The organism is Luminiphilus sp. nBUS_16, from assembly GCF_051201645.1.
Lineage (GTDB): Bacteria > Pseudomonadota > Gammaproteobacteria > Pseudomonadales > Halieaceae > Luminiphilus.
The window spans coordinates 2775612-2788305 of sequence record NZ_CP179205.1 but is presented as its reverse complement, the minus strand read 5'-3'; the positions used below and the strand labels follow the sequence as shown (position 1 = coordinate 2788305).

Below are 12694 nucleotides of genomic sequence, written 5' to 3'. Positions count from 1 at the left end.
GCCCTTTTTTTCTTAACCGCGTCCAGTGCCCATGACAACTCAACCCGTCTACAAGGTTATTTTCCAAAACGGAGGCCAAGTCTTTGAGGTCTTCGCGAGACAAATATTCCAGAGCGACATGTGGGGTTTTATTGAGGTTGAAGAGCTGGTGTTTGGTGAGCGGTCAGCCGTCCTCGTTGACCCCTCGGAAGAGAAGTTAAAGAACGAGTTTTCGGGCGTGAAGCGAAGTTATATTCCGCTGCACTCAGTTATTCGCATCGATGAGGTAGAGAAGGAAGGCACGGTTCGCGTATCTGAGGCATCTGCTACTGGGGCGAAAATTTCTCATCTGCCGTTTAACGGCATGCCGTCTGCTCCATCAGGGGGCGATGACTGACTCGCCTTGCGCCCTTGAATTACGGGCTGCTTACCACCACATCTTGGATGAGCGTAAAAGAATGCCAAGTGACGAGGTAAGCTGTAATGAGCAGCGAAGACGATCATAGTTCAGACAAACCAGACACCACCGATGGCCACGGCTTTCTCGAGGGCGTGTCGGCGCACTACGAGTTGGGAGCCAGTGATGTCGTAGCAGAACAGCCATCGACTCCAGCAGTCGCCGCGGACGTGTTGCCCGAAACGCTAGTGCTACTCCCGCTGCCCGGGCGCCCTTTTTTCCCAGGTCAGGTGCAGCCGATTGGTCTCAATCTCGATCAGTGGCAAAAAACACTGGCAGCCATATCTGAGCAGGGCAAAGGATTGCTGGGGTTGGCTTTTGTCGGTGACGTGAATCCAATAGACGTCGTCAGCAGTGATTTTCCAGACATGGGCTGCGTTGTAAGACTTCATCAACCTCAAGGGCAGGCTGAGAATTCTGGGCAATTCCTGGCTCAGGGTATTAAACGGTTTCGTATTGTTCGCTGGCTACGCGAGGACGGCCCGTTTATTGCCCAGGTTGAGTACCCGCGCTCCAAAGGTGAGCGTGATAGCGATGAGGTTAAGGCCTACGCAATGGCAATTATTGCTGCCATTAAAGAGCTGTTACCGCTGAATCCGCTTTATTCCCAAGAGCTCAAGCAATACCTAGGCAATTTCAATCCGAATCAGCCGAGTCTGTTGGCAGACTTTGCTGCAGCTATGACGACGGCTTCCGGGGAGCAACTGCAAGACATCCTGCAGACTCTGCCTCTGGCTACGCGTATGAATCAAGTGCTGGAGTTGCTGCGACGAGAAAAAGAAGTTGCTGAGCTTCAAGGAGAAATTAGTCGAGAGGTCAATGCAAAAGCCTCCGACAACCAACGCGAGTTTTTTCTTAAAGAGCAAATGAAGGTGATCCAGCGAGAGCTGGGAATTTCCAAGGATGATAAAACATCGGATGCTGAAAAATTCGCTGAGCGCATGTCGACACGCAATCCTCCGGATCACGTTTCCGCGCGTTTTTCAGAGGAATTAGACAAGCTTAAGGTGTTGGAATCAGGTTCACCTGAGTATGCCGTGACACGAAATTACCTCGATTGGATCAGTTCCGTGCCGTGGGGTGTGTTTTCAGATGACAACTTGAATTTAGAACATGCTCGCAGTGAGCTTGATCGGCACCACGATGGCCTAGGTGATGTTAAGCAGCGTATTACCGAGTTTTTAGCTGTGGGCAACTTCAAGGGCACCATTGATGGTTCCATATTATTGCTTGTCGGCCCGCCTGGGGTCGGTAAAACCAGTATCGGTAAATCTGTTGCTGACGCTTTAGGCCGAAAATTTTTCCGATTTAGTTTGGGCGGTATTCGTGATGAAGCCGAGATCAAAGGGCACCGTAGAACCTACATTGGTGCGATGCCGGGTAAGCTGGTTCAGGCTTTAAAAGACGTCGATGTCGCGAATCCGGTAATCATGCTTGATGAAATCGACAAGGTGGGACGCTCTTATCAGGGCGATCCGGCCTCGGCACTTCTGGAGGTACTGGACCCAGAGCAGAACACCGAATTTCTCGACCACTATCTCGATTTACGTGTTGATCTTTCACGCGTGCTTTTTATCGCCACGGCTAATCAGCTAGACACCATTCCTCCGGCGCTGTTAGATCGTATGGAGACAATTCGTCTTTCGGGCTATATCGCTGAGGAAAAGCTAGACATTGCCCGTAACCATTTATGGCCAAAATTACTGCTCAGGCACGGGGCGAAACCCTCTCAGATACGCATTAATGACGCGGCGCTTCGCTTGGTCATTGACGGCTACTGCCGTGAGGCGGGTGTGCGTCAGTTGGAAAAACACCTGGCGGCCCTAATAAGAAAGGCGATTGTGCAGCTTGTTGACGGTGATGCTTCCCGTGTTCGACTGGGAAAAAAGGACATAGCGGGCTTGCTTGGTCAACCTCGCTACCGCAATGAACGACCCTTGCGAGGTAAAGGCGTCGTGACTGGCTTGGCTTGGACCGCGCACGGCGGTGTCACTCTCGCAATCGAGTCGAGCAGAATTCATACCTTAAATCGTGGTTTCAAGCTCACTGGGCAACTGGGTGAGGTGATGAAGGAAAGTGCAGAAATCGCTTACAGCTATTGCGTTGCCCATCTGGCTGATTTTGGCTGTGCTGAGGACTTTTTTGATACATCGATGGTTCATTTGCACGTGCCTGAGGGCGCTACCCCAAAAGACGGGCCCAGTGCAGGTATTACGATGGCGGCAGCACTCATATCCCTTGCGCGAGGTCAGCGGATAAAACGTCCGCTAGCCATGACGGGCGAATTGACATTGACCGGGCGAGTGCTCCCGGTGGGTGGCATCCGAGAAAAAATGGTGGCGGCTCGCCGAGCTCAAATATCAGAGGTCGTATTGCCTTCTGCTAATCGCGGTGACTACGAAGAGTTACCCGATTATTTAACCTCAGGTATGAAGGCACACTTTGTCGGCAGTTTTGATGAGGTGTTTGAAATTGTGTTTGCTGGGGCTGTGCCCAAACGCCCTCTACACTGAGGGAGGGTTGTCAGGGTGCGTTGGCTGTGAGAATTGCTCTAATAGGCGCAGGATGGCCCTCGGCGGTTAAGCTTGGGTCGCTGTTATCAAGGAATTGCTCGAGAGAGTGAAAGGTCATCCAAGGTGTTGTTCGCTGTTCGTTTGTGGTGGTCGTGTTGATATCCACTATGTCTGCGTTTTTAAATCCGACCTTTTCTAGCCAGCCGCGCAGCGTCACGGGACTGGGCAGACACCAGACATTACCCATTTTGGCGTAGCGATTTGGGGGCACGAATACCGTGTTGGGACCGCCCTCAACCACCAGTGTTTCCAAAACCAATTGACCGCCGGGCCGCAGCGTATTTCGAAGATCGATCAGATGGTCTAGCGGTGATCGGCGGTGGTACAAAACCCCCATAGAAAAGGTCGTATCGAAGGCGCGAAGTTGCGACGGCATTTGTTCTAAGGTAAGTGGAAAAATATTGATGTTGGGTTGCTGTAAGTAATGCTGCACAGCGCGAAATTGCAGATTTGAGAGGGGGCTTGGATCGATTCCGATGACTTCCTCCGCGTTAGCTCCAAGCATTCGCCAGCTGTGGTAACCGCTGCCACATCCCACGTCTAGCACTCGTCGCTGGGCAAGATCTTCCAGAGCGCCCTCAAGGCGGTTCCATTTCCAGTCAGAGCGCCACTCAGTATCAACGTGACAACCAAAAAGTTCGAAGGGACCTTTACGCCAAGGGTGCAAACCTTGCAACGCTGCAGTAAGTTGATCGCGCTCGCTGTTTGTGACAGCCCCCGAGCACCCCACTCGATCTGTAGACATATTGATGGCGTCTACCTTAAGTTTTGGCAGCGTTGATAGAGCTTGGAGCCAACGAGGGATATCGCCATAGCGGGCGCTTGAGAAGCCTTGGGCAAGTTGCGTTGGCAAAACCGCAAGCCATGGCTCCAGCGGCGTTCCCTCCCAGCGTCCCCCTAGCTGCTCCAGCTCCTGCGCTATGAGCTCTCTCATTATTGGTTTGTCCCTGCGAAAAACCGCAAGTCTAATACTTGAACGGGCTGTTTGGCGGTAAAGCTTTTGGTATTTCGTATTGTCACAGCAGGCCGGGGTAGATCTGGTTGCAAACCAAAGGCCTGATTCCCACTTACACAAGGCTAATTTAGGTCTGTCATCCCTCTAAATTCAATAGATCACCAGCTGTGTTTTTGCCCGCTGGTATATAAAGCCTTAACCAAACTTCCAAGAGGGGCCACTGTCCCGTGCATTTGTCTGTGGATTTCGAGGATATCAACCGGCGGTTGGCAGCGAGGTTGCTGCTGATCCATAATCCATCACCGCTCGCTAATGAATCTTGAGAAATCGTTATGTTTGAAGAATTACCCCTATTGCCGCCAGATTCTATACTCGGCCTGGCTGCAGAGTGCCGAGCTGACCCAAACCCCGACAAGGTAGACCTGACTATCGGTATCTACATGGACGAGTCAGGAAATTGCCCCGTCTTTAACGCAGTTCGCCTGGCGCAGCGCCAACTTGTCGATGAGGAACAGACGAAGTCCTATATTCCCCCACAAGGCGATCCCCAGTTTATCGAAGGTTTGGTTGAGCTGGTTGTAGGCAGTGATGCGCTGGGAGTACGGTCAGGCAATGTAGGGGCGGTTCAGGCGCCCGGTGGATGCGGCGCCGTTCGATTGGGTGCGGAAGTTCTCAAAGCATCGGGAACCAAAGGTAAAGTTTGGGTGAGTGATCCTACCTGGCCAGTTCATGTGCCACTGATTACCAGCAGTGGGTTGGAGTTGGGCCAATACCGATACTACGACCCTGCGACCCACGGTGTGGATTTCGTCGCCATGACCGAGGATCTCGCTGCTGCGGGGGCGGGGGATATTGTGCTACTGCATGGCTGTTGTCACAACCCCAGTGGCGCGGACCTTACACCTGAGCAATGGCGGGAGATTGCTGGCATGGCCGCGAGTCAGGGTTTTACCCCAATGGTAGATTTGGCGTATCAAGGGTTTGGTGAAGGTCTTGATACTGACGTCTACGGTTTGCGTTGCCTAATAGAACAGGTTCCGGAGGTGGTTGTAGCAGCCTCGTTATCAAAAAACATGGGCTTGTATCGAGAGCGCACTGGGATGGCTATTTTTGTGGGTCCCAACAGCCGCACGGCCGAGGCTACTGTCAGTCAGGCAAAAGCGGCAGCCCGACGTATTTATTCGATGCCTCCCGCTCATGGTGCACTTCTGGCCGGGCGCGTTCTGGGTGATCCCGTTTTGCGAGCCGATTGGGAAGCCGAGTTGACCGCAATGTGTGTGCGCATCAACGGGTTACGCTTGGAATTCCAAAAGCGGCTTGAAAACGCTACGGGACGAGATTTCGGTTTTATCGCCAAAGAAAAGGGCATGTTTTCGTTCTTGGGGCTATCTGAGGAGCAAGCAAAGCAGGTGAGATCCGAGCACGGCCTTTATATGCTGAACTCATCGCGCATTAACATTGCCAGCTTAAATGCTGGAAACATGGACCGTGTGGTGGCTGCGGTGACCTCGGTCCTTTAGACGCCGATAGTGCACCCGTGCACGATTTAGCCTTCCAGCTCTGACCAGCGCTCAATCGCAGTTTCAAGATTGCGATTGAGCTGTTCAAGATCGTCTAGCCGCTCACGGACAATGTCTGGGGGTTGCTGATAAAAGTCAGGCGCCGCGATCTGCAGCTCAAGTTCGGCTTGCTGCCCTTCTAGGTCTTCAATGTGGCCCGGGAGGCCCTCTAATTCCCGCTGTTCTTTGTAACTTAGCTTTCTTTGGGGTTTCTTTTGGGTTTCCTCTGGATCAATGACGGTAATTTTTCTAGAAGTGAGTGCTGTGCTGTCAGTCACGGCTTCGGCGGTCAGTCGCCCACCTCGGGCCTCCCAATCACTGTAGCCTCCCGCCTGCTCTTCGATTGTGCCGTCCTCGCCCATCACAAGGAGGCTGGTGACGACGCTATCCATAAAATCACGATCGTGACTAACGAGCAGGAGTGTTCCCTTAAAATCTGCCAATATTTCTTCGAGCAGCTCGAGGGTTTCTATATCTAAATCATTCGTGGGTTCGTCGAGTACGAGCAAGTTTGCGGGACGTGTAAAAAGCCTCGCGAGAATGGCCCGATTACGCTCGCCCCCTGACAGGGCTTTAACCGGAGTGCGGACCCGTTCTGGGGTGAACAAAAAATCACCGAGATAACTGATCGCATGCCGCCTGCGACCATTGATTTCAATAAACTCTTGCCCACCGCAAATGTTATCGATCAGGTTGGCCTCGGGGTCGAGCTGGCCTCTCAATTGATCCGAGTACGCGACTTCAAGTCGAGTGCCCACCTGAACAGCGCCGCTGTCAGGTTGCAGCTCTCCGAGTAAGAGCTTTACCAGTGTCGTCTTGCCAATACCATTACGGCCAACGATGCCCACGCGGTCGCCGCGTTGGATGATGGTTGAAAATTGATCAACGACGGGACGAGACCCCCAGGAAAAACTGACTTTCTTAAGCTCGGTGACCAGTTTTCCCGAAGCCCTAGCGTCTTCCACACTAAAACTGGCGGTTCCCTGCCGCGCCCTGCGCTGGGAGCGTTCCTCTCGTAACGCTTCTAAAGCCCGTACACGTCCTTCATTGCGTGTCCGTCGCGCCTTAATTCCTTGCCGAATCCAGACTTCTTCTTCAGCCAATTTTTTGTCAAATAGGGCATTGGCTTTGGCTTCCGAGGCGAGCTCTTGCTCTCTAAACTGCAGGAACCCTCTGTAGTCGCCCTGCCACAAAGACAAGTGCCCGCGTTCCAACTCAGCCATGCTGGTCACACAGTTTTGTAGAAAACGCCGGTCGTGACTGATGACAACGAGTGCGCCTCTAAAATTTTTGAGATGGCTTTCCAGCCACTCTATTGTCGGTATGTCGAGATGGTTAGTGGGCTCGTCGAGAAGCAGAATGTCAGGTTGAGTGACCAGTGCTCTTGCGAGGGATACCCTGCGACGCCAGCCGCCAGAGAGAGCTGCCATCGACGTGTCCGTAGGCAAGCCCAGCTGAGAAATTACTGTTTCAACGCGCTGCTGTAACTGCCAACCGTCTTCGGCTTCTAATGCCTGTTGAATGTTAGCCAGCTCATCCATGTCGGCTTCAGATCCAGAGGCAATAATTTGGTGGTATCGCGCTAATAATTGACCTGCGGCTTCAAGGCCCCCGGCGACCACGTCGTAAACCGTAACATCCTCACCATCGGGCAGTTCCTGTTCAAGCCGTGCCAAACGTGCGCCGGGGTTTAGCCACCGCTCGCCGCCATCCGGAGCTAGTTCTCCCGCTAAAATTTTGAACAGGGTGGTTTTGCCAGCACCATTGCGGCCAAGCAAGCCCACGCGCTGTCCCTGATCCAAGTTTAGACTCACGCGATCAAGGATGACATGACTGCCAAAGTGGAGTTCTACCTCGTCAAGGCGCAGCAGGGGCATAGTGTTGTTCCGAATTTAGGGGCGGGCAGTGTACGCCATCCCATTCCAGTCTCCGAATCGGTTAAAATAGGCGCCTCACAAAGGAGAAAACCGTGTACCCACATGTTACTGACAACAGCGATCGCTGGATCGCTCGCTGGCTCACCGTCTGCGCGGTTGTTATTTTCGGAATGATTCTCTTGGGAGGGGTTACGAGGTTGACGGACTCGGGATTGTCGATGGTGGAATGGCAGCCTATTATGGGGGCCATCCCTCCTCTAACCGCTGCTGACTGGGATTTGGCTTTCACCAAGTATCAGCAGTTTCCCGAATACCAAAAAGTTAACTACGACATGGATCTGGCGGGTTTCAAGGTCATTTTTATGTACGAGTATTTGCATCGCGTCCTCGGGCGTTTAATCGGCGTGCTGTACCTGTTTCCGATGGTGTTTTTCATGGTGAGGGGAATGGTACGACGGCCTTTAAAGCCTAAGTTGCTTTTGCTGTTCGTGCTCGGTGGCTGCCAGGGGTTACTGGGCTGGTATATGGTGAAGAGCGGGCTGGTCGATCGACCCGACGTATCCCAGTATCGATTGACAGCGCATTTAGGGCTCGCTGTGCTGGTTTACGGCTACATGGTGTGGCTCATCCTGCAGATAACCTCTCCCCATCGTCAAATAGTGGGTGAACACTCTGTCAAATTTTATGCACTCGCTGCTTTGGTGTACCTAATGATATTGAGTGGTGGGTTCGTGGCTGGAACCGATGCGGGGTACAGTTATCCTACTTGGCCCCTGATGGGGGACCACTTGATACCACCCTCGATATATGCCGAGGGATGGATATCCGCTTTTGAACAGGTGACAACAATCCAGTTCAACCATCGTTTATTTGCTTACGGGCTCGTTCTGCTAGTGGCCAGTATCGCCATTAGGAATTTTCGAGGAAGCTCGGATCCCCGTGTGAAGTGGGGCGCGGTGGCATTGGCTCTCGCGCTGGTATGTCAGGTAACGTTAGGTGTCTCCACCTTGCTGACTCACGTGGCAGTGCCCATAGCGGCTGCACACCAAGGCGGTGCCGTTGTGTTGCTTACGGCAGCCTTATTTTTTACCCACGCGCGCTTAACTGAACGCTCTCGCCTGTAGGCCGAAACAAATCAAGGGTGCCCCAGAATAGCAGCAGGGCAAATGTCTGGACTCTGAACCTTGCGGTGTGCGTTGCATATTAACAAACTACTGTCATACCCTGTCCCAAACGCGATTTAGCTTTTTTACCAAAATGGGGGGTTCATGGGGAGTGTCGAAGACGACGTGCTGCTTGCATGTTTGGTCATTTTGGCCAGGCACCACGGCCTCCCAGCTACTCCAGAGTCGCTTAGTGCTGGTTTACCGCTAACAGAAGCGGGAATCACAGCCAGCTTTTTGCAACGTGCGGCAAAAAAGGTCGGGCTGAACAGTCGCCTGCGCAAAATCGCGATCAAAGACATTCCAGATTCCGTCTGTCCGGCCATTTTGCTGCTGGAGGACGGCGATGCGTGTGTTTATCTGGGCCCAACTAAGGGCGGCGCTGTTGAGGTGATTTATCCACGCCTCGTTGACTCGGTTGTCGAGGAAGCACACGCAGATTTAGAGGCTAAGTTCTCAGGCTTTGCTTTGCTGGCGCGCCCCAAGTTTCGTTTTGACAGCCGCGTGGACTCTAGCGACACCAATCGCGATGGTCATTGGTTCTGGTCGGCAATCCGCGAGAATATGCCTGTTTACAAGGACGTTCTCGTTGCAGCATTTTTTATTAATTTATTTGCTTTAGCCGTTCCCATTTTCATGATGAATGTGTACGACCGAGTCGTACCAAACGCCGCTTTTGATACCTTATGGGTGCTTGCGACGGGTGTGGTTATCGTATTGGTCGCCGATATGGTGCTGAAATCAATGCGAGGGCATTTTCTCGATCTCGCGAGCCGTCGGGTTGATGTTGAGTTGTCTGCGAAAATCATGGAGCGCACCTTAGGTATGCGATTGGAGTACCGACCTGCATCCGTTGGTTCCTTTGCCGTTAACCTGAGGTCTTTTGAGACCCTTCGGGACTTCATCACTTCAACGACGATCACTACCATTGTCGACCTGCCATTTTCGGTTTTATTTTTAGCCGTTATCGCCTGGATTGCGTGGCCACTGTTGATTCCGGTTTTATTGGGAGTCGCCGCCATTTTGGTCTACGCGTTATTTGCTAGAGGGAGGTTGCAGCGCCTTACCGAGTCAACGTATCAAGCGGGGGCCCAGCGAAATGCGACACTCATTGAGTCATTAACGGGACTCGATACTTTAAAAGCGCTTGGCGCAGAATCAGTCATGCAGCGCAAGTGGGAGGAAACCACGCGGTTTCTCGCGGGTGTTGGCGTAGACCTCCGGTTGGCGACTTTATCGGTTACTCATTTCACAATGTTCGCTCAGCAATTGGTCACAGTCGGCGTGATCATTGTTGGGGTTTTCCTCATTTCAGAGGGGCAATTAACGATGGGTGGTTTAATTGCCGGGTCGATGCTGTCAAGGCGAGCCATGCAGCCCTTTGGGCAGGTCGCGGGGCTGATCACTCAGGCTCACAATGCTCGGATGGCACTAGACACCTTAAACGGTTTGTTTGAAATGCCGGCCGAACGGCGTGACGGCGGTGCGTTTGTTTCCCGAGATAGTTTCCGTGGCGATGTGACGTTTAACAACGTGTCCTTTGCATATCCTGGCAGCGAAACTGCTTCAGTGTCGGGCATTTCTTTTAGCATTAAGGCGGGGGAGCATGTCGCGATTGTAGGCCGTGTGGGTTCAGGGAAGTCGACGCTTACCAAACTCGCAATGGGGCTTTATGAGCCAACGGAAGGCGCGGTTCTCATTGACGGCATTGATCTCAGGCAGCTCGATCCCGCTGAGTATCGAAACGCCGTGGGCTATGTCCCACAGGACGTCACGTTGTTCCACGGTACGCTGCGGGAAAATTTGACGTTGGCGCACCGTGGTATAGAGGATTCAAGCTTGGTGCGCGCTGCCCAGCAAGCGGCCCTTATAGATTTTGTTAATCGCCATCCTCGAGGCTTTGATATGCCCATAAGCGAGCGCGGTGATTCCGTTTCTGGGGGACAGCGTCGTTGTATTGCTCTGGCACGTAGTTTGGTACATACGCCGGGAATCATGTTTTTCGATGAACCTACGGGGTCGATGGATAACACGACTGAAGCAGTGATCAAAAAAGAACTCACAGCCTATTTACCGGGACGCACCTTATTACTCGTGACGCATCGCAATGCTCTGTTGGAGCTCGTTGATCGGATTATCGTCATAGATGGTGGGCGCATCGTCGCGGATGGTGCGAGGGAGACTGTGTTGGACGCACTCAAGCAAGGCAAGATAGGGCGGGCGCGCTAATGGCAATTTGGGTTTTACGTCCTGGGACAGACGGCCAAGATATCGAGCCGCCACAAGAAGGCTCTAGACTGTTTTTGCCGGCCCCCCACTGCGACGTAAATCTATGTGACCTTGATGACATTGAGGTCATGCGCAGCACCCTCAAAACACTCAATCCCGGCTACGAGGAGCAGGTACTCGCGGCTGACGTGCAGGTCGCCTGGGCGTTTACTCACTGGCTGTCGGTTGCAGACCTTGTCATTGTTGCTAGTCGCGAGCCGGACGATGTTATTTCTGTCGCACGCATTGAGTCACGCTGCCACTACGAGGCGGGGGAGGCCAGTTTGGCCCACTTCTGTGAGGTAAAGTGGCTTGCCCAAGATATTGATCGTTCAATTATTCACAGCGAAGTGGCAAGCGTTTTTCTGGCCGGGGGTGATTTTTTCCAACTCCGGCGTGAGGCCGATCTCGCACACATTAAAGTCATTGATCAAAATGACTGGGAGCCCCTCCCAACAGACCTCGGCTATTCCGGTCGCGAACCGAAAGGGTTGTCGGAGGAGGCTCAAAAGCTAAGCTCAGCAACAGAGTCACTTACTGAGCAACAGACCGTGTGGGAGTTAATGGCTGAAGAGGCCATGCTTGAGCAGGAGCCCCTGAAGGCCCGACGTCTGCTGTATGCCATAGCGGTATCGGTGCTAATGCTTGTTGTATGGGCGTCTTGGGCGGAAGTCGATATTGTCACTCGGGGGCAAGGTAAGGTAATTCCCAGCCGGCAGGTTCAAATTCTGGGCTCACAAGATGGCGGTGTCATCACTGAGATTCTTGTTCGTGAGGGCGATCTCGTGCGACAAGGCGATTTGCTTTTGAAGCTTGATCAAACTCGCTCACAGTCAAGCCTTGGCGAGAATATGGCCGAACGGTCTGGTCTCATCGTGAGAGCCGCACGGCTGCGAGCGATGGTAGACGGTGAGGCCTTTGAACCCACAGAGGAGATGCTCAGCGATACACCAGACATCGTTTATCAAGAGCAGCAACTGTTCGACAATAGATTAAAAGAGTTAGAAGTTCAGAAGGGTATTGCAAGACAGCAGCTTAAGCAGCGGCGGGAAGAGCTGCGTGAGTTGGGCGTACGCCGAGCACAGCTTGGTCGAGAATCAGAGTTGGCTACTGAAGAGCTTTCTCGTACGACTCCGATGATCGAATCAGGTGCAGTTTCTCAGGTAGAGGTTTTGAGGCTGCAGCGAGAAGTCAACAAAGCGGAAGGTGAGCTTAAGCAAACCCGAGCGCAGCTGTCCCGTGTTAGTGCATCCATTTCGGAGGCTGAGGGCAAGTTGGCGGGGGTAGAGTTGGAGTTTAAGAATGGTGTGCGGGAGCAGCTAGCGGATACGGTAAATCGTATCAATGCACTGACTGAGGCAGGTGCGGGGCTTTCGGATCGGGTGCGGCAGACCAGCTTGTTGTCTCCGGTGACTGGCACTGTGAAGCAGCTTTATTACAACACCTTGGGTGGCATTGTTTTGCCGGGGCGTGACATCGTTGAGTTGATACCCTCCGACGACTCTCTTTTAGTTGAGGTACGTGTCAGGCCTCAGGATATTGCCTTTATGGCTCCTGGCCAGAAAGCCAACGTCAAGGTAACAGCCTACGATTTTGTCGTATATGGCGGCCTTGAGGGCGAGGTTGAACAAATTGGCGCCGACACTGTTCTTGATGAGGAAGGTAACGCTTACTATGAAATTGCGGTGCGGACAGCCACCGTTGATTTTGGTGAAAATAAACCCATCATTCCTGGTATGACAGTGGAAGTGGATATTTTGACTGGGAAAAAGACGGTGATGGCTTATTTAATGAAGCCCGTTCTTAGAGCGCAGCAGAGGTCGTTGTCGGAGCGTTGAAACATGTCTTCATAACCGCCAGCGA

Annotated in this window: 8 protein-coding genes; 6 read left to right on the top strand and 2 right to left on the bottom strand. The window is 52.8% G+C overall.

Translation table 11 applies throughout. From position 1 onward, the window contains the following. Nucleotides 1–31: 31 nt before the first annotated feature. Both ACMAY6_RS12395 and lon read left to right on the top strand, forming a co-directional pair. Nucleotides 32–376 (top strand): DUF1820 family protein, encoded by a 345-nt coding sequence (locus ACMAY6_RS12395; RefSeq protein ID WP_435212265.1) that lies wholly within the window; start codon nt 32–34, stop codon nt 374–376. A gap of 86 nt (nt 377–462) precedes the next feature. Then, nucleotides 463–2949: an endopeptidase La gene (gene lon / locus ACMAY6_RS12390; protein WP_435212263.1), complete on the top strand. Its 2487-nt coding sequence runs from the start codon at nt 463–465 to the stop codon at nt 2947–2949. A 10-nt stretch (nt 2950–2959) separates the two neighbouring features. On the opposite strand, the gene cmoB is transcribed toward lon, so the two are convergent. Next, a complete protein-coding gene (gene cmoB / locus ACMAY6_RS12385; RefSeq protein ID WP_435212261.1) occupies nt 2960–3943 on the bottom strand; it encodes a tRNA 5-methoxyuridine(34)/uridine 5-oxyacetic acid(34) synthase CmoB in 984 nt (327 codons plus the stop codon). Between the two features lie 353 nt (nt 3944–4296). Between cmoB and ACMAY6_RS12380 the strand changes: the two genes are divergently transcribed. Continuing rightward, entirely contained in the window at nt 4297–5484 is a 1188-nt protein-coding gene (locus ACMAY6_RS12380) for an aromatic amino acid transaminase (RefSeq protein ID WP_435212259.1), read from the top strand. A gap of 26 nt (nt 5485–5510) precedes the next feature. Here ACMAY6_RS12380 and ACMAY6_RS12375 read toward each other — a convergent pair whose 3' ends face one another. Continuing rightward, nucleotides 5511–7400, bottom strand: a complete 1890-nt coding sequence (locus ACMAY6_RS12375; RefSeq protein WP_435212257.1) for an ATP-binding cassette domain-containing protein — start codon at nt 7398–7400, stop codon at nt 5511–5513. 92 nt (nt 7401–7492) lie between these two features. Here ACMAY6_RS12375 and ACMAY6_RS12370 point away from each other — a divergent pair, with 92 nt between their 5' ends. The 3 genes from ACMAY6_RS12370 to ACMAY6_RS12360 all read left to right on the top strand — a co-directional run bounded on the left by ACMAY6_RS12370 (nt 7493) and on the right by ACMAY6_RS12360 (nt 12669). Further along, nucleotides 7493–8524 (top strand): COX15/CtaA family protein, encoded by a 1032-nt coding sequence (locus ACMAY6_RS12370; protein WP_435212255.1) that lies wholly within the window; start codon nt 7493–7495, stop codon nt 8522–8524. A 144-nt stretch (nt 8525–8668) separates the two neighbouring features. Next, entirely contained in the window at nt 8669–10792 is a 2124-nt protein-coding gene (locus ACMAY6_RS12365; protein ID WP_435212253.1) for a type I secretion system permease/ATPase, read from the top strand. Then, a complete protein-coding gene (locus tag ACMAY6_RS12360; RefSeq protein WP_435212251.1) occupies nt 10792–12669 on the top strand; it encodes an HlyD family type I secretion periplasmic adaptor subunit in 1878 nt (625 codons plus the stop codon). Before ACMAY6_RS12365 ends, ACMAY6_RS12360 begins: the two co-directional genes overlap by 1 nt. Nucleotides 12670–12694: the final 25 nt, after the last annotated feature.